Source organism: Corynebacterium sp. LaCa_23 (genome assembly GCF_058182375.1).
Genome location: NZ_CP190825.1, coordinates 957,968 through 977,673, shown reverse-complemented (window position 1 = coordinate 977,673; position 19,706 = coordinate 957,968). Strand labels below are relative to the sequence as shown.

At 63.6% G+C, this 19,706-nt stretch carries 23 protein-coding genes; 9 read left to right on the top strand and 14 right to left on the bottom strand.

The genetic code is table 11. The features are described 5' to 3' along the window. Positions 1–25: 25 nt before the first annotated feature. Complete coding sequence (locus tag ACP8IT_RS04855; protein WP_490290506.1) at positions 26–1,156, top strand: Mrp/NBP35 family ATP-binding protein; 1,131 nt, start codon at positions 26–28, stop codon at positions 1,154–1,156. A gap of 12 nt (positions 1,157–1,168) precedes the next feature. On the opposite strand, the gene ACP8IT_RS04850 is transcribed toward ACP8IT_RS04855, so the two are convergent. From ACP8IT_RS04850 to sigE, 3 genes are all read right to left on the bottom strand, one after another. Then, positions 1,169–1,681, bottom strand: coding sequence for a twin-arginine translocase TatA/TatE family subunit (locus ACP8IT_RS04850; RefSeq protein ID WP_490290505.1), 513 nt, complete (start codon positions 1,679–1,681; stop codon positions 1,169–1,171). A gap of 21 nt (positions 1,682–1,702) precedes the next feature. After that, positions 1,703–2,179: an anti-sigma factor family protein gene (locus ACP8IT_RS04845; protein ID WP_284637961.1), complete on the bottom strand. Its 477-nt coding sequence runs from the start codon at positions 2,177–2,179 to the stop codon at positions 1,703–1,705. A 64-nt stretch (positions 2,180–2,243) separates the two neighbouring features. Beyond that, complete coding sequence (gene sigE, locus ACP8IT_RS04840; protein WP_034659280.1) at positions 2,244–2,873, bottom strand: RNA polymerase sigma factor SigE; 630 nt, start codon at positions 2,871–2,873, stop codon at positions 2,244–2,246. Between the two features lie 151 nt (positions 2,874–3,024). On the opposite strand from sigE, the gene ACP8IT_RS04835 reads away from it, so the two are divergent. Both ACP8IT_RS04835 and ACP8IT_RS04830 read left to right on the top strand, forming a co-directional pair. Continuing rightward, positions 3,025–3,672, top strand: coding sequence for an O-methyltransferase (locus ACP8IT_RS04835; RefSeq protein WP_023028631.1), 648 nt, complete (start codon positions 3,025–3,027; stop codon positions 3,670–3,672). 190 nt (positions 3,673–3,862) lie between these two features. Beyond that, the gene (locus ACP8IT_RS04830; protein WP_490290504.1) at positions 3,863–5,305 is read left to right on the top strand and encodes a GH32 C-terminal domain-containing protein; all 1,443 of its coding nucleotides are present in this window, start codon (positions 3,863–3,865) and stop codon (positions 5,303–5,305) included. Between the two features lie 494 nt (positions 5,306–5,799). On the opposite strand, the gene ACP8IT_RS04825 is transcribed toward ACP8IT_RS04830, so the two are convergent. The 7 genes from ACP8IT_RS04825 to dapE are packed head-to-tail and all read right to left on the bottom strand — an operon-like array spanning position 5,800 to position 10,565. Beyond that, positions 5,800–6,666, bottom strand: coding sequence for a methyltransferase domain-containing protein (locus tag ACP8IT_RS04825; RefSeq protein WP_490290503.1), 867 nt, complete (start codon positions 6,664–6,666; stop codon positions 5,800–5,802). 9 nt (positions 6,667–6,675) lie between these two features. Continuing rightward, positions 6,676–6,843 (bottom strand): DUF3117 domain-containing protein, encoded by a 168-nt coding sequence (locus tag ACP8IT_RS04820; protein ID WP_005280113.1) that lies wholly within the window; start codon positions 6,841–6,843, stop codon positions 6,676–6,678. Between the two features lie 11 nt (positions 6,844–6,854). Further along, on the bottom strand, positions 6,855–7,160 hold the full coding sequence (locus ACP8IT_RS04815) for a DivIVA domain-containing protein (protein ID WP_005280112.1): 306 nt from the start codon (positions 7,158–7,160) through the stop codon (positions 6,855–6,857). A gap of 3 nt (positions 7,161–7,163) precedes the next feature. Further along, entirely contained in the window at positions 7,164–7,886 is a 723-nt protein-coding gene (locus ACP8IT_RS04810) for a glucosyl-3-phosphoglycerate synthase (RefSeq protein WP_490290502.1), read from the bottom strand. Continuing rightward, positions 7,883–8,695 (bottom strand): dihydropteroate synthase, encoded by an 813-nt coding sequence (folP, locus tag ACP8IT_RS04805; protein ID WP_490290593.1) that lies wholly within the window; start codon positions 8,693–8,695, stop codon positions 7,883–7,885. Before folP ends, ACP8IT_RS04810 begins: the two co-directional genes overlap by 4 nt. 14 nt (positions 8,696–8,709) lie before the next feature. Next, positions 8,710–9,474 (bottom strand): LOG family protein, encoded by a 765-nt coding sequence (locus ACP8IT_RS04800; RefSeq protein WP_490290501.1) that lies wholly within the window; start codon positions 9,472–9,474, stop codon positions 8,710–8,712. A 2-nt stretch (positions 9,475–9,476) separates the two neighbouring features. Beyond that, positions 9,477–10,565, bottom strand: a complete 1,089-nt coding sequence (gene dapE / locus ACP8IT_RS04795; RefSeq protein ID WP_490290500.1) for a succinyl-diaminopimelate desuccinylase — start codon at positions 10,563–10,565, stop codon at positions 9,477–9,479. An 88-nt stretch (positions 10,566–10,653) separates the two neighbouring features. Here dapE and ACP8IT_RS04790 point away from each other — a divergent pair, with 88 nt between their 5' ends. The 6 genes from ACP8IT_RS04790 (at position 10,654) to ACP8IT_RS04765 (ending at position 16,397) form a co-directional block, all read left to right on the top strand. Beyond that, entirely contained in the window at positions 10,654–12,012 is a 1,359-nt protein-coding gene (locus ACP8IT_RS04790; RefSeq protein WP_490290499.1) for an amino acid permease, read from the top strand. Between the two features lie 17 nt (positions 12,013–12,029). Continuing rightward, entirely contained in the window at positions 12,030–13,001 is a 972-nt protein-coding gene (dapD, locus tag ACP8IT_RS04785; RefSeq protein ID WP_005280105.1) for a 2,3,4,5-tetrahydropyridine-2,6-dicarboxylate N-succinyltransferase, read from the top strand. Between the two features lie 101 nt (positions 13,002–13,102). Beyond that, a complete protein-coding gene (locus tag ACP8IT_RS04780; RefSeq protein ID WP_490290592.1) occupies positions 13,103–14,434 on the top strand; it encodes an amino acid permease in 1,332 nt (443 codons plus the stop codon). Between the two features lie 370 nt (positions 14,435–14,804). Next, positions 14,805–15,650, top strand: coding sequence for a DUF559 domain-containing protein (locus ACP8IT_RS04775; RefSeq protein WP_490290498.1), 846 nt, complete (start codon positions 14,805–14,807; stop codon positions 15,648–15,650). A gap of 65 nt (positions 15,651–15,715) precedes the next feature. Continuing rightward, positions 15,716–15,925 (top strand): helix-turn-helix transcriptional regulator, encoded by a 210-nt coding sequence (locus ACP8IT_RS04770; RefSeq protein ID WP_490290497.1) that lies wholly within the window; start codon positions 15,716–15,718, stop codon positions 15,923–15,925. Continuing rightward, on the top strand, positions 15,918–16,397 hold the full coding sequence (locus ACP8IT_RS04765) for a transcriptional regulator (protein WP_490290496.1): 480 nt from the start codon (positions 15,918–15,920) through the stop codon (positions 16,395–16,397). Before ACP8IT_RS04770 ends, ACP8IT_RS04765 begins: the two co-directional genes overlap by 8 nt. A 429-nt stretch (positions 16,398–16,826) precedes the next feature. Here ACP8IT_RS04765 and ACP8IT_RS04760 read toward each other — a convergent pair whose 3' ends face one another. From ACP8IT_RS04760 to fdxA, 4 genes are read right to left on the bottom strand one after another with little or no spacing between them, the layout of a single operon-like run. Beyond that, positions 16,827–17,387 carry a GtrA family protein gene (locus ACP8IT_RS04760; protein ID WP_005280100.1) on the bottom strand — a complete coding sequence of 187 codons (561 nt, stop codon included), beginning with the start codon at positions 17,385–17,387 and terminating at the stop codon, positions 16,827–16,829. 29 nt (positions 17,388–17,416) lie between these two features. Then, positions 17,417–18,205: a pseudouridine synthase gene (locus ACP8IT_RS04755; protein WP_490290591.1), complete on the bottom strand. Its 789-nt coding sequence runs from the start codon at positions 18,203–18,205 to the stop codon at positions 17,417–17,419. Positions 18,206–18,257: 52 nt separating this feature from the next. Next, on the bottom strand, positions 18,258–19,346 hold the full coding sequence (gene dapC / locus ACP8IT_RS04750) for a succinyldiaminopimelate transaminase (RefSeq protein WP_284611081.1): 1,089 nt from the start codon (positions 19,344–19,346) through the stop codon (positions 18,258–18,260). Between the two features lie 3 nt (positions 19,347–19,349). Further along, positions 19,350–19,673, bottom strand: a complete 324-nt coding sequence (gene fdxA, locus ACP8IT_RS04745; protein WP_023017724.1) for a ferredoxin — start codon at positions 19,671–19,673, stop codon at positions 19,350–19,352. Positions 19,674–19,706 lie beyond the last annotated feature (33 nt).

Sequence of the window (19,706 nt, the reverse complement as noted above, 5' to 3'; positions counted from 1 at the left end):
CGCCGTGACTAAGATGGCAAGAGTTATGTCTAGCTCTATTACCGAATCAGCCGTACGCGAGGCTCTTTCCCACGTACAGGATCCAGAAATCGGCCGCCCCATCACCGAACTGAATATGGTGAAATCGGTCGATATCGAAGAAAACGATGTCACCGTTGGCATTTACCTGACCATCGCGGGCTGCCCCATGAAGTCCACCATCGAGACCAATACCCGCGCCGCGGTCGAGGATATCGACGGCGTTGGCAAGGTTACCGTAACCATGGACGCAATGAGCGATGAGCAGCGCCGCGAGCTGAAGCAGAAGCTGCGCGGCGGCCAGGCCGAGCCCGAGATTCCCTTTGCGAAGCCCGATTCGACGACCCGTGTCTTTGCGGTGGCGTCGGGTAAGGGTGGCGTCGGCAAGTCCTCGATGACCGTCAACCTGGCCGCTGCGCTGGCGGATAAGGGCCTGAAGGTGGGCATTGTCGATGCCGATATTTACGGCCACTCCGTGCCCAGCCTGCTCGGCTCGACCGATGGCCCCACCGTGCTTGATGATGAAATGCTGCTGCCGCCCATCTCTCACGGCATTAAGCACATCTCGATTGGGCAGTTTGTGGAGGGTAACGCGCCCGTCGTCTGGCGCGGGCCCATGCTCCACCGCGCGCTGCAGCAGTTCTTGGCGGACGTCTTCTGGGGCGATCTCGATGTCCTCCTCCTCGACCTGCCCCCGGGTACCGGCGATGTGGCGCTGTCCGTTGCGCAGCTCATCCCGAATGCGGAGCTGCTCATCGTCACCACGCCGCAGGCCGCCGCAGCCGAGGTGGCCGAGCGCGCCGGTTCCATCTCCCAGCAAACGCGCCAGCGCGTGGCCGGCGTGATTGAGAACATGAGCGCCATGGTCATGCCGGATGGCTCCACCATGGACGTCTTTGGTGAAGGCGGCGGCCAAATCGTCGCAGACCGCCTCGGCGTCATTCTGGGCCACGAGGTTCCGCTGCTGGCCTCCGTGCCGCTGGATCCGGCCCTGCGCTCGAATAGCGATGCCGGCACGCCCATCGTGCTCGAGGCACCCGACTCCCCTGCCGCGAAGGAAATCAGGGCGGTTGCTGATAAGCTCGCCATTCGCTCCGATTCCCTCGTGGGCAAGAGCCTCAACCTGGGCGTGAACTAAGAGCGCGTTGTATTAGGTAACGTCGCTCCACTCAGAGCCGCCGCCGGTGGAATCTTCCCCACCGCGCTGCGGCTTTTGTTGTTGCTGGGGCGGCTGCTGTGTAGTTTCGCCGTATACCTCGGCATAGTTAAAGGTGGGCCGGGCAGCACCATTGTTGTCCTGCGCGCGCTGTTCGGGTTCTTTCGGCGCGGTGCCGGTTTTGATGTCTTCGGCCATCTTCTTGGGGTTGAAGTCGTCCCAGGCGGAATCGTCGCCATCGAAAAGCGCCTTGGTAATAGCACCCTTGGGGCCTAGCCGCGTCCACTGCGCCGCCTGGTTGAGCGGGCCGCGGATATCGTCGAATTCCGCGGAGATGGACCCCATCTCGCCATTGAGCTCGGCCTTCGCGTTATTGATGGCCTTGCGGGCGGCATAGATAGCCGCGCGCACGTCCTTGATGACCTCCGGCATGCGCTCCGGGCCGATGATGACGATGCCGAGGAGGACAATGACAATAATCTCGGGCCAGCCAATGGAAGAAAACACGGTTAAATCCTCGCCCTCCGTTTAGTTCTGCCCGCGCTGATTGTGTTTAATCGCGCGTACCACCGTCTCGACTTTATCCAGGAAATCCTGCTCCGGCCGGTGCGCCGGGGTCGACGCATCGGGTCCCGGTGCCACGCCTTCCGTGGCCATTCCCGCCAGCTTGGCCAATAAGGACTGCGGGGCCTTCACCGCGGAATCATCGCTGCAGTGACGCACCCACTCGGAGGCGTGACGCTGGTGGTGCACGTCGGCGCGGCACTCCGCGCAGTGGACTAGGTGGATGCGCACGCGGTGCATGGCTTTGGGCTCCATCTCCCCGTCTACGAAGGCAACGACGGCTTCTGGGCCAAGGTGGCCGATGGAATCGCTGCGCCGCGCCCGCGCCTTTGCCTTATCCCGAGCCTTCGCCTGCGCGGGGCTAAACTCTCCCCGCACGCTGAGCCCGGAGAGGGTGCGGCGTCCTCGTACTGAGTCCATCGACACCCTCCTCACGTTCATGCCACAGCCGGATTACTCACACTTAATCCCCCTGCCACACGGCAGGGGAGCTAACGATTCGATTCTAGCGCGTGCGCAACAAGATGCGCGCTTCCGCATTGGTCTGTGCCTCTTTTTCCAGCGCCGCACGCAGTTGGGAGCGGCCGCGGTGGATGCGTGAGCGCACCGTACCCATCTTCACGCCAAGGGTTTCGGCGATTTCGTCATAGCTCATGCCTTCGACATCACACAGAACCACGGCGACGCGAAAATCCGGCGCCAGGCTATCCAGCGCGGACTGCAACACGGGGTCCAGGTTAGCCACGGTATAGGCCTGCTCCGGGGTCATATCCGTACCCGGAACGCGCTCATAATCCTCAGGTAGGGACTCCATGCGGATCTTGGAGCGGTGGCGCACCATATCCAAAAAGAGGTTCGTGGTGATGCGGTGCAGCCAGCCGCCAAAGGTACCCGGTTGGTACTTATCCAAGGAGCGGAAGACACGCATGAAGGTCTCTTGGGTGAGATCCTCGGCATCCTGCTGGTCACCGGACAAGCGGTAAGCCAAGCGGTACACGCCATCGGCGTGCTCTGCCACCAATTCAGCCCAAGAAGGCATGGTGGCTTCCCCAGCATCGAACGCCGCGGTACCGGTCAACTCCACGTTCGCATCGGTGGAGGCAACGGACTCGGCATCGCGCTTCGTTTCTGTCATGGGTGTCATTTTTCTATACTCAGCGCGGAAACTCCAGCCACTGCGCTGATAATATCCTGTGAGTCCGTCACATACTTCCCACAGATCACAATTTCGCTGGCTGCGCGCGTTTTTGCCACCCTTTCGCGCAACTTTACCTATTGTCTTAATCGTGACTACTACCGCATATGACGCACTGCGCTCCTATATCGATTCCACCAGTGAGCCTTCGGCGGCTCTCCGCGGCGCCCGCGACCACGCCGAGGAATACGGCCTGCCCGTCCCGGATGAATCCACCGGCCAGCTTCTCACCACGCTGACGGCGACGTCTTCCGGTGTGGTAGACCGCCCCCAAGCCGTGGCGATTACCCCTGCGGCCTCCGTCGTGGGTCTCTACCTGTTCGCGGGCATGCCGGATAACGGCATCCTCACGTGCATCGACCCAGAAGCCGAGCACCAGCGCAGCGCCAAGGCCGCCTTCCGCGAGGCCGGCTACGCCCCCACCCGCGGTCGCTTCCTTCCCTCGCGTCCCCTCGACGTGCTCGGACGCCTGGCTACCGAGGCCTACCAGGTCATTTACGCGGACGTCGCCGCCCTCGACCTCCCCGCCCTCATCAAGGCGGCCTGGCCCCTGCTGCACCAGCACGGCACGCTGGTGCTTGCCAATGCGCTTCTCGATGGCACCGTCGCCGACACCTCCCGCACCGACCGCGATACCGCCGCCGCGCGCGAGGCCGATGAATACCTCCGCGAGCTCGAAGGCGCCACCGTGACCCGGCTCCCACTGGGTTCAGGGCTGACGCTGGTGACAAAGCTTTAAGGGGGCATCGGCAAGCAAGGGCCCCTGCACGCGCTAAAAGATATCCGTATTCTGGGTGTACATGACAGCCGGACACTGCCCCATAAAGTTCGCGAAAGCACCGCGTGGCAGGTCAACGAGTTTCCTCCCCGGCGTGGCTGCCACCCCAATCCAAGCTTGTAACCCGCACCTGATTTAAGAGAGGAATGCCGTGACGACTCACCGCCCCGAACTCCACTTCATCCCCGATGCCGGCATCCTAGACGCGCCCGCCGGCGTCCTTCGCGATGGCGATACGTGGCACATGTTCTACCAGTACCGCCCCACTCCCGATGCCCCGGCTCGCTGGGGACACACGTACTCGGAGGAAGCGCCGTTTAACTGGCTGGATTGCGATGACGTCCTCGCGCCCGTCGGCGGCGAGCTCGCCCTTCGCGCGGGTTCCGTGGCCCAAGGTGAGGACGCCATCAACCTCTATTTCACCTCCGTGACCGCGACGGGCACCTCCATTCGCCTCGCGCGCTATTCCGGCATCGACGATGTCTGCGAGGTCTCCGATGACTCCTCGGCCCTCGACCCCAACGTCGTGCGCTTTGGCGAGGTGGCTGGCAATACCACCGACCACACCCGGTTCCGCTCGCCCTCCGTCGTGCCCGATTGGGCCACCGATGACCGCGAAGACGGCCACAAGGGCTGGCTCATGCTGGCGCTATCCGGCCGCACCGACACCCCGCAGCCAGTCATTCTAGAAAGTCACGACGGTATCTCATGGTCCCTGCGCGGCGGCCTCACCTTCGAGGGTGACCCAGGCTTCCTCAACGGCGAAGTGCCCGCCGATTCCCCCATTCCTCCGGTGGTCTCCCCACGCATCGTGCGCCTGCGCGATGAAATCGACGAGGAAATCTACGACGTGCTTTTCGTCACCCTCGAGCGCGACGGCCGCGACGTCTCCGGCTACCTCGTGGGCCAGCTGGAAGACGCCACCTTCACCGTCGTTTCCGGTTTCCGCCGCGTGGACTTCGGCCACGATTTCTCCCGTCCGCGCAATATCAATGCCACCGCAGGCACGATTCCTGAAGAAAGCCGCTACGAGCGCGCCGTCATCCTCGGCCTGCTCAACGGCAACGGCCGCGGCGACGACGCCACCCAGCACGCCTCCTGGGACTCCGAGGGCTGGTCGAATGCCCTCTCCCTGCCGCGCCAAGTCACGCTCGAGGGCGGCGTCCTGTACCAGGCACCGGCCACCGGCCTGCCCGAAGCGGTCAAGCTTTCGGATTACGCGCGCTCCTGGACCGGCGTCATGGAGGTTCCCACCGGCTCCAGCGTCACCATCACCCTTCGCGATGGCAACGGCGACCCCGCCGCCTCCATCTGCCACTCCGGCGAGGAAATCAGCCTCGATCGTTCCATGAACAAGGCCTTCGATCACTTCTTCGCCGATTCCGCTCCCGCCACCGCCACGCTTGCCGATGGCGACTCCGACACCCTCACCATCATCCAAGACGGCTCCACGGTGGAGGTCTTCGTCGACGGCGGCCTCATCGCCATGGCCTCCCGCGTGTACTTCGACGGCGGCTGCTCCGGCATGGATGTCGAAACCACCGGCGAAGCAGTCATCGAACAAGACTGGCAGCGCTCCGGCTCCAAGCTCTAATACTGCTGCCCTCCTACCCTCGCCACCCGCCTCTCGGCCCCCGCCTTTCTGCCCAAGCCTGTCGCCACGCGCCTTTCGGCCTCCGCCTTTCTGCCCCGCCTGTCGCCACCCCGCCCTTCGCGCTCACGGGTGAGGCGTCGCGACATCGGCAAGCAGCGCCCCGTGAGCGCCAAGGGAGACAACGATAACTGGCCAATTCCACCCCCGCCCTTCGCGCTCACCGGCGAGCGACTCCAGCCATCAGAATGTGCTTGCCGTGAGCGCAAAGGGCGGGTATTCCTTCCATCTGGCCCCAGGACCGACCGCACGGGTCAAATGATGCCGTCCTTAGCCGCATTCTGCACCCTCGTTTTCCGTCAGCCACCGCCCTGCCGATGCCACCAGCCCTTCGCGCTCACCGGCGAGGCTGCGGGGCATCGGCAAGCAGCTCCCTGTGAGCGCGAAGGGCGGTATGTACGCCGGAGGCGGGGTACCGCGAGGCGAACCTGCGGTTATTAGACCGCGCGGAGGCGGTCCAGCCGGGCGCGGGCGGTGACCGTCAGCGTGGGTGGAAGGGCGGCCATGCGCTCGGCAAGCTCGTCGGCGCTGATGTGGCGAGCGGACGGACTCATTCCTACCTGCGCGGCGATGGCCGCTTTATCCAACTGGATGGGGAAGGAAATATCGACCGGGTCGGCCGCCTGCTCGAGGTAGCCTTCCGCCTGCTCATACATGCGCTCGACCTTGCCTTCTTCCACGCCGAGGATGCCGAGGGGTTCGCGCAGCTCATCGAGGTGCCCGGCGCCCGGGGTCAGGACGATGACCTGGCCGCCGGGGGCGAGGACGCGCTGAAACTCGGCTGGGTTGCGCGGGGCGAAAACCACGGAAATGGCGTCGATGGATTCATCGCGGATGGGAAGTTGCTGCCAGACATCGGCAACCACGGCGCCCACGCGCGGGTGGCACTTGGCCAGGTGCTTGGCTGCGTGCGGGGAAATATCGAGGCCGACTCCGCGCGCACCATCGATAGAGTCAAGCGTGTGGGCTAGATAGTAGCCGGTTCCGGCGCCGACCTCGAGGAGCGAGGCGGGCGTAGATGCAGACAACGAGCTAGCATCCAGCGCGTCTTGCACAGCGCCGGTCACAGACTCGACGAAGGGCGCGAAATGGCCGGTGGCTAGGTACGCTTCGCGGGCGTTGACCATATCCATGTCATCGCCCTTGTGCTTCAGGCCAGCACCGGCCGCTAAGGTCACATACCCTTGCTTGGCCACATCAAAGGAATGGCCAGACTCCGAAACGAGGCGGGAAAAATCATCGGCGCCGGAAAGCGCCGTGCCGTCGGATGGATCGGCCAGAATGTCGACGATATGAGAAAGCATGTATCCAGACTAGCTAGAAACCTCGGTTAACAAAGAACCGAGCTCCGCGGCCTCTTCTTTGTTCAGCTCGATAACGATGCGCCCGCCGCCGTCGGACGGGATGCGCATGACGATCTTGCGGGATTCCACCACCGCTTCCATTTCGCCGCCAGTGGTACGTGGCTTCATTGCTGCCATAGTAGGGCTCCTTAACTTTCTTCGTTTCTTTCCAGCTTAGTCCCTTTTTGCCCGCTTTTCCGCGCGGCCTCCAATTCCTGCTCCAGCTGCGCGAGCAGATCATCAACCTGATCCTGGCGGTACCCGCGCGGGACGACCTCGAATTGCACATCCTCAAAACGGCCTTGAGCTGCGGCGACGCGGTTGTTTTCCAGCACCTTCTGCGGCTCATCGGGCGGGTCCATCACGGTCCCGGGCCCAAAAATCGAACCCCACAGCCACGTTCCGATCACAATGAACGCAATGAGCACCACGATGAGCACAATCCAGGACAGCATAGCCTAAATCCTACCTAGCAACGGCGGGCGCTGAGCAATCGGCGCTCCCACCCCAGCGCGCGAAAGCAGCGTGCGTGCCACGATATCCGCCATCGGCGCGAGCTCATGAAGCGGCCGGTTGCGGTGGACTCGAGTGCCTAGGTCGACTTGTGTCAGCCCGCCGCGCTTGCCGATGTCCACCAGCAGCCCCGCTTCCACCCCATAACCTTCCACGAAGGGCACCTCTAGCGCGGCCGAGCGGCGAAGAGCGTATTCGCCGCCCAGGGGCTGGTCGATGTGGGCTAGCTCTGGGAAGAATTGCCGGATGAGTGGCTTTGCGGTGAGTTCGGTTACGCGCCCGCCGCCGGTGGGTTGGCCGTTGAGGCTGCGGCGATAGCGCGCCTTGACCATGTTCACTGCGGGATCCTTAAAGGGCGCCGCGAGTGCGGTGACCATGCCGGGCGCGGCGGATTCTAGGTCGGCGTCGATGAAGATGACGATGTCACCGCGCGCGGCGGCGACCCCGCGCCAGAGGGATTCGCCCTTGCCGGGGCGCGGTGGCTCGGGCAGGATATCGCGCCAGTTGCGCACGTCGGCACCGGCGGCGCGCGCTACGGCGGCAGTGTCGTCGGTGGAGTCGGCGTCGATGACGAGCACTTCGAGGGGGTCATCGGCAAGGCAGGCGCGGATAACTCCGGCCACGGTGGATTCCTCATTGAGGGCCGGGATGATGACGGACACGCTCATGCGAGCCCGCGCGTGGTGTCAAGGGGCGCGGCCGTGCCCTGGATGGCGGCGGTCATGCGAATGACGTCGATGGTCTCGGCGACCTCGTGGACGCGGAAGGCAGCCACCCCATGCGCTGCGGCCCAGGCGGTGGCGGCGAGCGTTCCGGCAACGCGTTCTCCTACCCCGCGCGCGAGGGTCTCGCCCACGAAGTCCTTATTGGAAAGCGCCATGAGCACGGGCCAGCCGGTGTCGACGATCTCATCAATGCGCCGCAGGAGTTCTAGGCCGTGATAGGTGTTTTTGCCAAAGTCGTGCGTGGGATCGATGAAGGTGAGATCTTCCGGGCAGCCGAGCCCCGCGGCCTTTTCTGCCAGGGCGGTGGTTTCTGCAATGACATCGGCAACGACGTCATCAAAGTGCACGCGGTGCGGGCGGGTGCGCGGGGTAATCCCGCCGGTATGCGAGCACACGTAGCCCACGCGGTGGTGGCCGGCGACCTCGATAAGCTGCGGATCCCAGCCGGCCCACGTGTCATTGACCAGCCCGGCCCCGGCGGCGATGGCGGCCTCGGCGACCTCGCTGCGCCAGGTATCCACGGAAATGAGTACCTCCGGGTGGCGCTCGTGCACGCGGGCGATGGTGGGCACGACCCGGTCGATTTCCTCCGCGCTATCCACCTCCTCGCCCGGCCCGGCCTTGACCCCGCCGATATCGATGATGGAGGCTCCCGCCGCAATGGCCTCATCGCAGCGCTTGAGGGCGGGGTCCATGTCAAAGGTGGCCCCCTTGTCATAAAAGGAATCCGGGGTGCGATTGACTATCGCCATCACGCGCGCGAGGCTCAACGCGGCTCCCTAATGCGCTTATCGCTCATCACCTTGTGGCGCTCGATGATGTGGGCGACGGCCTCATCGGGGTCATCGGTAAGCAGGAAAAGCTCTTGGTCATCTTCGTTGATGAACCCGCCGGCGGCGAGGGTATTTTTTATCCATTCCAGCAGGCCAGACCAGTACTCGGTACCCATGAGCACGATGGGATAGTTAGTGACCTTACCGGTCTGAACCATGCAGAGGACCTCGAAGAACTCATCCATGGTGCCCATGCCGCCGGGCAGGCAGACGAATGCCTGGGAGTACTTCAAGAACATGGTCTTGCGGGCAAAGAAGTAGCGGAAGTTCAGGCCCAAGTCCACGTACTTATTGAGTCCCTGCTCGTGCGGCAATTCGATGCCCAGGCCCACCGAGAGGCCATCGCCCTCGTGCGCGCCCTTATTCGCCGCCTCCATGATGCCGGGGCCGCCGCCGGTGATGACGGCGTAGGCGCATTCGGCAAGCTTGCGGCCGAGCTCCTCAGCCATCTGATAGCTCGCATCCTCAGGCTTGGTGCGCGCGGAACCAAAGACCGTCACTGCCTTGGGCAACTTGGCAAGCGCATCGAAGCCAGCGACGAATTCGCCTTGGATGCGCAGCACGCGCCACGGATCGGCATGCTGCCACTCGTGGTCCGCGCCGGATTCCAGCAGGCGTTGGTCAAAGGTGGAGCCTTGTTCTCCCTCGCTGCGCAGCAAAAGCGGGCCGCGCAGGGTACGCATGTGGTCAGGGGTCATTTTTATCCCTTCAGATAATTAAGCAGAGCGGTAGAAACTTCAGTGATTTGCGCCGTGGGCACCTGCTCGTCTTTCTTATGCGCAAAGCCCGGATCGCCGGCGCCAAAATTCACGGCCGGAATGCCCATCTCAGCAAAGCGCGAGACATCGGTCCAGCCGAACTTGGCGCGGACGTTGCCACCGACGGCATCGACAAGCGCACGTGCCGCAGGCTGCCCCAAGCCTGGCAGGGCGGCACCAGCGATGTCATCGATCTCGATGGTGACGTCCTCATGCTTGCCGATGACCCCCTTCATGTACTCCAGCGCCTCCTCCGTGCTGCGGTCCGGGGCGAAGCGGAAGTTGACGAACATCCAGGCCTCGTCCGGCAAGGTATTGGTGGCCACGCCGGCCTCCAGGTGGACGATGTTCAGGCCCTCGCGGTAGGTACAGCCATCGATGGTGACCTCGCGCGGCTCGTAGTCCGCAATACGCGTCATGACGGGGGCGAGCTTGTGCGCGGCGTTGGAGCCGAGCCACGCGCGGGCCGAGTGCGCGCGGGTGCCATGCGCCGTCACGCGCAGGCGAATCGTGCCCTGGCAGCCGGCCTCGACCATGGCACCGGAGGGCTCGCCCAGGAGCGCGAAATCGCCCTGCAACCACTCGGGGTGATCCTTTTGCAAGTGGCCCAGCCCATTAAATTCAGTGGATACCTCTTCGCCCTCATAGGCGATGACGGTCAGGTCGTGCTGAAGCTCTTCCGATTCATGCAGGTGAGCAAACGCGTTGAGGTATACCGCCATGCCGGATTTCATGTCCACGGTGCCGCAGCCGAACATGATCTCGGCGCCATCTTCGGCGGTGTCCATGCGATGCGGTACGTTATCTGCCAATGGAACGGTATCGATGTGGCCTGCAAGAACCACGCGGGAATCCAACCCGCGGTTCGTGCGCGCGCACACGGTATTGCCAAAGCGGGCGACCTCCACGTCTAGACCACGCAGGGCTTCTTCCACCGCATCCGCGATGGCCTCCTCGTGGTGGGAGGGGCTTGGGATATCGACGAGCGCCTTGGTCACTTCAATGGGGTCGGCATATAGATCTAAAGTCACAAGCCGCCATGGTAGCGCCCCGCTGGGTCCGTTGCATTGTGTAATGTTCACTTCACTGTAAAAAATAACCTCTCACAAGGTGGTAATTATGGCCGAAGCCACACAATTGAAATCGCGACACCTCACCATGATGGGCCTTGGCTCCGCGGTGGGTGCCGGTCTCTTCTTGGGCGTCGGATTGGGAATCCAAATCTCCGGCACCTCGGTGCTCATTTCTTATGCCGTCGCCGGCGTCCTCATCGCGCTCATCATGTGGATGCTCGGGGAAATCGCCGCGGCCCGCCCTTCCCTGGGTTCTTTTTCCACCTACGCCGGCCAGGCCTTCGGCCACTGGGCGCGCTTTACGATGGGCTGGATCTACTGGTTCATGCTCATCATGGTCATGGGCGCCGAAATCACCGGCGCCGCCGCGATTATCGGCAGCTGGTTCGATATCGCCCCGTGGATTCCCGCGCTCATCGCGGTGGCCTTCTTCGCCATAGTGAATTTCGCCGCAGTGCGCGGTTTCGGTGAATTCGAGTTCTGGTTTGCCATCATCAAGGTCGCCGTCATCATCGCCTTCCTCGTCATCGGCATCCTCATGGCACTGGGCATCCTGCCCGGCATGGATCTCTCCCGCGCTGGAACCAACTTCACCGATAACTTCCTACCCAATGGCATGCCGGGCTTCGCCGCGGGCCTGCTCGCCGTGGCCTTCGCCTTCGGCGGCATCGAGCTGGTCACCATCGCCGCCGCCGAGTCCGAGGACCCCGCCCGCAACGTGGCTACCGCAGTGCGCGCCATCATCGTGCGCATCATGATCTTCTACATCGGCTCCATCGTGGTTATCACCATGGCCCTGCCGTTTAGCCAGATCCAAGACGCCGATGCCGCCGCCGATTCGCCGTTTACCCTGGTGCTCGAGGCCGCCAAGATTCCTTTCGCCGCAGGCTTCATGGAGGCCATCATCGCGCTGGCCCTCCTGTCTGCCTTCAACGCGCAGATTTACGCCACCTCCCGCCTAGTCTTTGATATGGCCAAGGACCACTGCGCGCCCAAGTTCTTCCTCAAGACCAACCACTCCGGCTCCCCCATCAACGCCGTCATCTTGTCCATGATCTTCGCCTTCGCCTCGGTGGGCCTCCAATTCTGGAACCCACCGGGACTGCTGGCCTTCCTCTTCAACGCCGTCGGCGGCTGCCTCTTGGTGGTCTGGGCGTTTATCGTCGCCTCCTTCCTCAAGCTGCACCCACAGTTGAAGGCGAACGGCGAGCTCACGGACATCCGCGTGCCCGGCTACCCCTGGCTTCCGTGGGCGACCGCCACCGCGCTGGCCGCGCTGACCATCTTCATGCTCTTTGATCCCTCCGCCCGCAACCAAGTCATCGCCGTCATCATCCTCTTTGCCGCGCTCGTCGCCTTGTCCTTCGTGGTTCCCGCGGGCAAGCGCGAACAAGTACGGCAGTAATTGCTAAGCTAGCCACCATGACTTCTGCATCCGCACGTGGCCTGGCAACCATTACCCACGACGGCACCGTCTTGGACGTTTGGTTCCCAGCAGTTCATACCGATAAGCAAGTAGAGACCACCGGCACGACGCGTTTGGAGGAGACTCCGCAGCAGTTCTCCGCCCTCGTCGGCCCCGATGAGGAGCGGGGCGTGGCCCGCGTGGCGGTGGAAACCTCCATCGCTGACCTCGACGAGGCCCCCACCGATACCTACGACGCCTACCTGCGCCTCCACCTGCTCTCCCACCGCGAGGTAAAGCCGCACGGCCTCAACATGGACGGCATCTTCCGCCACCTCAATAACGTGGTGTGGACCAACTACGGCCCCTGCGCCGTCTCCGATTTCCAGATGGTGCGCGGCCGCCTCGCCTCCCGCGGCCCCGTCGTGGTCTACTCCGTGGATAAGTTCCCCCGCATGGTGGACTACGTTGTCCCCTCCGGCGTGCGCATCGGTGACGCCGATCGCGTTCGCTTGGGCGCCCACCTGGCAGAGGGCACCACGGTCATGCACGAGGGCTTCGTCAACTTCAACGCCGGTACCCTGGGCGCTTCCATGGTGGAAGGCCGCATTTCCGCGGGCGTCGTCGTGGGCGATGGCTCCGATATCGGCGGCGGCGCCTCCATCATGGGCACCCTGTCCGGCGGCGGCAAGGAAGTTATTTCCATCGGCGAGCGCTGCCTACTCGGCGCTAACTCGGGTATTGGCATTTCGCTTGGCGATGACGCCGTTGTCGAAGCCGGCCTCTACGTCACCGCCGGCACCAAGGTCGCCGTCTTTGGCAAGGTGGCTGAGGCCTTGGGCGTCGGCAATGGCGAGGCCGTCAAGGGCTCCCAGCTTTCTGGCGCCTCTGGACTGCTGCTGCGCCGCAATTCCGTCTCCGGTGCCGTCGAGGCCGTGGAGTGGAATGCTGAGGCCGTCGCTCTGAACGAGGACCTCCACAAGAATTAACACCACCCCAATTCCGGCGCCCTGCGGGCGAGAAATACCATGGAGAAGTGTCTGATAACTCTTCTACCCTTGGTTCTGGCCTGAAGGTCCGCCACCTGACCATGATGGGGCTTGGCTCCACCATTGGCGCCGGTCTCTTCCTTGGCACGGGCGTCGGTATTTCCGCCGCCGGCCCAGCGGTGATCATCGCCTACGCGATCGCCGGCTTCCTCGCCATCCTCGTGATGCAAATGCTCGGAGAGATGGGAACGGTCATTCCCGCCTCCGGCTCCTTTTCCGAATACGCCGAGCACGGCATCGGCCGCTGGGCGGGCTTTACCCAAGGGTGGATCTACTGGTGCGCCACCGTCGCCGTCCTCGGCGCCGAAATCACCGGCGCCGCGGGCTTCATCGGCTCGTGGTTCGACGTCCCGCCCTGGATCCCCGCCGCCATCTGCGTCGCCGTCTTCGGCCTCGTCAACTTGCTGCGCGTGCGCACCTTCGGCGAGTTCGAGTACTGGTTCGCGCTCATCAAGGTCGTCGTCATCATCGCCTTCCTCATCATCGGCGTCCTCCTCATCTTCGGCCTCCTGCCCGGCCACACCTTCGTGGGCACATCCGTCTTCCTTGCCGATGGCTTCATGCCCAACGGCCTCGGCGGCGTCGCCGCCGGCCTGCTCGCCGTAGCCTTTGCCTTCGGCGGCATTGAGGTCGTCGCCATCGCCTCCGCCGAATCCGAGGATCCCGAAAAGTCCCTGGTCAACGCCGTGCGCTCCACCATCCTGCGCATCTCCGTGTTCTACCTGGGCTCCGTCCTCGTCATCACGTTCCTGCTTCCCTATTCCAGCCTGGACGCCGCCTCCACCGCCGCCGAATCGCCCTTTACCATGGTCCTCGACCGCGCCGGCATCCCCGGCGCCGCCGGTATCATGGAGGTCATCATCGTCCTCGCGCTGCTATCCGCCTTCAACGCGCAAATCTTCGCCTCTTCCCGCATGATGCACTCACTCGCCTCCCGCGGCGAGGCCCCGCGCATCTTCGCCGCCACCAATACCGAAGGCGTGCCCACGACCGCCATCGCCTTGTCCGTCGCACTGTCCGCGCTCATGGTCGTCCTCAACTACGCCGATACCGGCTGGTTGCTCACCTTCATGCTCAACGCCGCCGGCGCTTCCCTGCTCATCGTGTGGGTCTTCATCGCCATCAGCCAGCTGCGCCTGCGCCGCCAACTCGAGGCGCTGCATCCCCTCCCCATCCGCATGTGGGCTTTTCCCTACCTCACTTGGTTCGCCCTTGCCCTTTTCGCAGCCATCGCGGTGCTCATGCTCACCGATGCCACCGCCCGCACCCAACTCCTCTCCGCCGCCGCCATGTTCGCGGTGCTCGCCATCGCGGGTGTGCTCAATTCCAAGGCTCGCGGCATCGACCCGACCTCCACGCTCCCACTGACCTAGCAGCCACTCCCCACCTCCGACCCTCACGCCCTACACCACCTCACATCCAGCTCACCGCGCCTGCCGCTCAACCCTCATCACCTGACGCCCCGCCCTCACGCCCCATTACCCCGCCCCCGCCCTTCGCGCTCACCAGCACTGGGCGGGGTACGGCGTTTTCACCTCCCGGTGAGCGCGACGGGTGTGGGGCCGCCCCTCACGGTCACGGGGAGGAAGAAATGGGCATCGAAAAGCGTGGGCGTGAGCGCAAAGGGAGTTATCCACAGGGCAGCGACGCGAATGGCGCGCGGGACCGCGAAAAGGGCCGGTTATCCACAGGCTGGTGAAATCCGTATGGACGGGGAGGCGGCCGCTTCTTTAGGTTGAAGCCATGGGGGCATGGACGACTGCGCAGTTGCGCGAGCAGGGGCTGGGCAAGGACGCGATTCGGCGGCGGGTGCGCGCGGGCAAGCTGTACCGCGTGCACCGGGGGATTTATACCGACGAGTGGTCGCCGTTGGCGGTGGCGAAGGCGCTGGTGCATGGGCTGAGCCGCATCCATTTTACGGGGAAGACCGCGCAGGAGATTCACCTTGACCGGCCGCTGACCTTTCCACTGGAAGCGGAGGGGCCGCGGACGCTGCGGGGCAAGAATTTCCGCGTCTCGCATTCCCGGCTCAAGGCAACGAGCCTGGTCAAAGGGCTTCCGGTGGTGCAAGCCCTGTGGGCCGCGCGGAAGATTGCTAGGGCCTGTGGCCCGCTGCTGGAGGAGTTTTATCGCGGCGAGAAGGGGCCCGGCCGGCTGGAGCGGGACCGCAAGCGAATGGGCCGGACACCACGTGCGTTGAAGGAGACGATCCGGCTCTCCGCCATCGGCGCGGATAGCCCGCCGGAGCGGAAAGTCAGCCGCGCGCTGCGCGCAGAAGGCATTTTCCCTGTTCACAACGCCCTGGTGTGTGGGTACCGGTTCGACCTATTGATGGGCAAGCTCATCGTGGAAATCGACGGCTGGACCTACCACAGCCACAGCGTCGCGTTCCAGGCCGACCGCTCCAAACAGAACGCCGCAACCGCACACGGGTACACGGTCCTGCGCTTTACTGCCGATGACGTCACGCACCACCTTGACCAAGTCATTCTACTTATCAAAGCCACCCGTGACCTGCTCAAAGGCCGCAAGCCACAGCTTCCCATGTCCGCCACCCAGCCATATTGGCGCTGGCATCTGTGCGTCTAGCCCTTGCCATAATGTCAAGTTTGCTTTACATTAGGTCATGTAAACACGACAAGAGAGGTGATGAGTTGGCCGGACAACCCAACATGGTCCGCAAGTGGCGGCGCTGGCGCGATTGGTCGCAAGGCGAACTAGCAGAGCGCGTCGGCGTCTCCCGGCAAACTATCGCAAATATCGAACGCGGCAACTACTCCCCGTCCGTGCACCTCGCATTGGACATCTGCCACGAACTAAACAAAACAGTCGAAGAAATCTTTGGAGCTGAACAACATGATTAACGCCATCGCAAACATATCCCTCAACCACATCAAGCGCGCCTCCACCGACGAGTTCGAGCGCGACATCCTCACCAAGGCCTCCGCCATCACCCTGACCCCAATCACATTCCTCGAGCTCATCGTCGCCGCCATCCTCGCGTGGTCCCTCCCCGGCCGCCTCAGCCTCCTCGCACTCCTCGCCATCGTCCCCTCCATCGCCGGCACGTCCCTCAGCGCCGCCTGGCTGTGCAGGCACATCGCCACCCCAACGGTCCGCTCCAATTGGACCTTAACCGCCCTCTACCTCATCCCGATGTTCCTCTGCTTCGCCGGCATCGCTTACCACACCTTCACGCTTTCCGATGCCCCCGCTGCCCCCTACCTCATCGGCGCCACCGTAGGTGCCATCACGGCCGTCCTCCTCTCCCCCACACTCCGACGGAAGCAAAACCGCCGCGATCAGTCCCGCCTCGACGCCACCCTCGAGGACTAGTACCTCACCTCCACCACCCGCCTTCAGGCACACCCCACCACCCGCCCTTCGCGCTCACCGCGGACGGCGGGTGGCGTTCGTTTACTACTCCCCGTGGGCGCGAAGGGGCCCCAGCGACAACGGCGCCCCGCCTCCCCGCCCTTGCCGCTCACCGGGAGTAAGTTTCACCGCCGGCAACCGTTGGCGGTGAGCGCGAAGGGCGCAGCCTCCTTTGCCGCTCACCGAGCAGGCATGGCGTCGATGAAAACTACCCCAGCGTGAGCGCGAAGGGATAGGTGTCGCACATACACTTGCTTGGCGATGCCCCTCCCCGCCCTTGCCGCTCACCGGCGGGTACAAAAAGACCCCAGCGCCCCACGCTGGTGAGCGCGAAGGGCGGCTGGGGTTGTGCGGGCGGCAGGGCCGTGGCCGGCGGCGAAGGGCCGGTAGTTAAACCGGCGCAACCTCGTCGACGACGACGGGCTTATTGGGCTTGGAGCGGAACGTCCAGAGCTTGTTGATGATGAAGTTGATGGGCATCGCCACGACGATGGAAATGGCCTGCGCCCAATAGGACTTGGTGCGCAATCCGGTGGAGTTATCGAAGACATCGGTGGGCAGCCCCACGGGCGAGTTGGGGTTCATGAGCAGCGTCAGGATGACCTGACTGACGATAAACGCCCCGATTCCCGCCAAAAGGAACGGGAAGAAACCGCGAATCCAGGACACCTTGGACACGGTACGGAAGGTCCACATGCGGTTGAGCTGGTAGTTCCAGGTATTGGCCACGAGGAAGGAGATGGTGGCAAAGACGTGGTACCAGCGGATGTGGAATGCAGAACCGAAGAGGTTCATGAAGGGATCCTCGGCAAAGATATCCGCCGCGCCAAAGAGTTTCTGCGCGAGAAAATACACGAAGAGGTTAACCGCGGTACCCGAGCCGCCGACAAGACCGAACTTAAGGAATTGCCCAAAATTGGACGCAAAGCGCGCAACGCTGAGGTCTGCCATGGGCCGCCTTTCTTGCCGGAAGTTAGTAATTACCTGATTGTAGTTCCTAAGCCCCGCGAACTGAAAAACTGACGCTCCGAATGTGATAAAGGATCTATAAAAGATATAGTTTCGTGCAGCAAGGAAAGCGGCCGCGAGAAATCGTAGAGGTCGAGCGGACGCGGCGTGGGATAGGTGTCATCGCCAATGAGCGGGCTCCCACGGTGGTTCAGCAGCACCCGCAGCTGGTGCGTATGCCCGGTCCGCGGCCACATGGTCACCTCCCGCCCCGCAGCGCGCACATACGTCGAGGTCGGCGTGCCATTATCAGCCACGAGCACCTGCCTGCTGCCCCGCGGCTTGTGCATCGGCAGCCTGATTTCCTCATCGCAGAAAAGCGGCTGCTTGACGATGCCCCTATACCTCTTCACCGCCCTCCCCTCCAGGAAGATGCGCTGGTAGGCCGCGCGGGTCGCGGGATTGCGCGAGCAGATGACAAGACCTGCGGTGAGGCGGTCGAGGCGGTGAAGCGGCACGATATCGTCTTCGCCGAAGTCCACGCGCAGGCGGGTTTGCAGGGTTTCGCGCTGCAAGCGGCCATTCGTAGTGGTGGGAAGAAAGTGTGGTTTATCGGCAACAATGATGTCTTCATCCGCGTGGACTACGCAGTAGTCAAAGGGAATCGGCTCCTCCGGCGGGACGGAGGGGTGATACCACGCGGGAATGGGCCGCGGGAGGCTTGCACCCGCGGGAAGGAGGGTGCCCTCTGGAAAGGGTGAGTCCCCAGCGCGGGCGGCCCAGTACTCGCCTTCCATGGGAACGCGATCGCGCAGGACCACCTTGCGGGGAGAAATCCCCTCCCGCGTCGGCGGGCGAAACGCGCGAGGCGAGTTAGGCACTGGCGAGGCGTTCGACGGCGGCGCGCACCCGCTCATCGGTGCCGTTTAAGCCAATGCGCACGTGTTGTGCGCCCGAGGGACCGTAGAAATCACCGGGGGCAGCGAGGATGCCGAGTGAAGCCAACCAGTCGATGGTCTCGCGGCAGTCTTCGCTGCGGGTGGCCCAGAGGTACAGGCCGGCGTCCGAGTGGTCAATGGTAAAGCCCGCCTTGATAAGCGCCTGCATCAATTCGGCGCGGCGCGCGGCGTAGCGCTGGCGTTGGAGGGCTTCGGTGGGGTCATCGTCAAGCGCGGCAACCATCGCCGCCTGAATCGGGCCTGGCACGATGAGGCCGGCGTGCTTGCGCAGCTCTAGGAGCTCCGCGATGAGGTCATTATCGCCGGCGAAGAATCCGGCGCGGTAGGAGGCCATATTCGCGGACTTAGACAGCGAATGCATGGCGATAAGCCCGGTATTATCGCCGTCGGTCACGCGGGAATCCAGGATGGATACCGGCGGGTTGTCGTCGTTCCAGCCCAAGCCCATATAGCACTCGTCGGAGGCGATGATAGCGCCGGTCGAGCGGGCCCAGGCCACGATGCGGCGCAGCTCCTCTACCCCAGCGACTCGGCCAGTAGGGTTGGATGGGGAATTAATGAATACCAGGGAGGCGTCCTGAAAGTCCTCGTCAGCGCGCAGGGGCGTGGCCCCAGCGAGGAGGGCGCCGACCTCGTAGGTGGGATAGGCCACCGAGGGGAAGGCGACGGTCTCGCCGCGCATGCCCAACAGGGTGGGCAGCCACGCGATGGCCTCCTTCGTGCCCACCACGGGCAGGACGCGGTCCACGTCCATGTGGTAGCGGCGGCGGAGGGCTGAGGCGATGGCTTCGCGCAGCTCGGGCGTGCCCTGCGTTTGCGGATAACCGGGGGCCTCGGCGGCAGAGGACAGCGCCAGCTGCACGCCGGGGGCGACCGGATCTACGGGGTTGCCCACCGAAAGGTCAACGATTCCATCTGGGTGCGCCTGGGCCTTCTTCTTGGCGCCAGCCAGCGAGTTCCAGGGGAAATCCGGAAGCGATTGTCCTAGCGGTGTGCGGGCCATGAATTACTCCTGATTCTGTGGGGGCAGCGCGGCTACCATTGACGCATCGAAATCTTGCGGGCCAAGGGCTGCCGCTCCACCGGGTGAGCCCAAGTCATCGAAGAATGCTGCGTTGGCATCGTTGTAATCGATCCACTCATCGGGAACGTCGTCCTCGTAGAAGATGGCTTCTACCGGGCATGCGGGCTCGCAGGCGCCGCAATCCACGCACTCATCTGGGTGGATGTAGAGCATGCGCTTGCCTTCGTAAATGCAATCGACGGGGCATTCCTCAACACAGCCGCGGTCCATTACATCAACGCAAGGTTGAGCGATTGTATAAGTCATGGAGAATCCTTGAATCTTCCTGATTTCATGGGG

What these genes read in the sequence shown, in the direction of transcription:
- ACP8IT_RS04855 (WP_490290506.1), top strand. Translation starts at nt 26, where the DNA reads ATGTCTAGCTCTATTACCGAATCAGCCGTACGCGAGGCTCTTTCCCAC.
- ACP8IT_RS04845 (WP_284637961.1), bottom strand. Translation starts at nt 2,179, where the DNA reads ATGAACGTGAGGAGGGTGTCGATGGACTCAGTACGAGGACGCCGCACC.
- sigE (WP_034659280.1), bottom strand. Translation starts at nt 2,873, where the DNA reads ATGACAGAAACGAAGCGCGATGCCGAGTCCGTTGCCTCCACCGATGCG.
- ACP8IT_RS04825 (WP_490290503.1), bottom strand. Translation starts at nt 6,666, where the DNA reads ATGCTTTCTCATATCGTCGACATTCTGGCCGATCCATCCGACGGCACG.
- ACP8IT_RS04820 (WP_005280113.1), bottom strand. Translation starts at nt 6,843, where the DNA reads ATGGCAGCAATGAAGCCACGTACCACTGGCGGCGAAATGGAAGCGGTG.
- ACP8IT_RS04815 (WP_005280112.1), bottom strand. Translation starts at nt 7,160, where the DNA reads ATGCTGTCCTGGATTGTGCTCATCGTGGTGCTCATTGCGTTCATTGTG.
- ACP8IT_RS04810 (WP_490290502.1), bottom strand. Translation starts at nt 7,886, where the DNA reads ATGAGCGTGTCCGTCATCATCCCGGCCCTCAATGAGGAATCCACCGTG.
- folP (WP_490290593.1), bottom strand. Translation starts at nt 8,695, where the DNA reads ATGGCGATAGTCAATCGCACCCCGGATTCCTTTTATGACAAGGGGGCC.
- ACP8IT_RS04800 (WP_490290501.1), bottom strand. Translation starts at nt 9,474, where the DNA reads ATGACCCCTGACCACATGCGTACCCTGCGCGGCCCGCTTTTGCTGCGC.
- ACP8IT_RS04790 (WP_490290499.1), top strand. Translation starts at nt 10,654, where the DNA reads ATGGCCGAAGCCACACAATTGAAATCGCGACACCTCACCATGATGGGC.
- dapD (WP_005280105.1), top strand. Translation starts at nt 12,030, where the DNA reads ATGACTTCTGCATCCGCACGTGGCCTGGCAACCATTACCCACGACGGC.
- ACP8IT_RS04780 (WP_490290592.1), top strand. Translation starts at nt 13,103, where the DNA reads ATGATGGGGCTTGGCTCCACCATTGGCGCCGGTCTCTTCCTTGGCACG.
- ACP8IT_RS04775 (WP_490290498.1), top strand. Translation starts at nt 14,805, where the DNA reads ATGGGGGCATGGACGACTGCGCAGTTGCGCGAGCAGGGGCTGGGCAAG.
- ACP8IT_RS04765 (WP_490290496.1), top strand. Translation starts at nt 15,918, where the DNA reads ATGATTAACGCCATCGCAAACATATCCCTCAACCACATCAAGCGCGCC.
- ACP8IT_RS04760 (WP_005280100.1), bottom strand. Translation starts at nt 17,387, where the DNA reads ATGGCAGACCTCAGCGTTGCGCGCTTTGCGTCCAATTTTGGGCAATTC.
- dapC (WP_284611081.1), bottom strand. Translation starts at nt 19,346, where the DNA reads ATGGCCCGCACACCGCTAGGACAATCGCTTCCGGATTTCCCCTGGAAC.
- fdxA (WP_023017724.1), bottom strand. Translation starts at nt 19,673, where the DNA reads ATGACTTATACAATCGCTCAACCTTGCGTTGATGTAATGGACCGCGGC.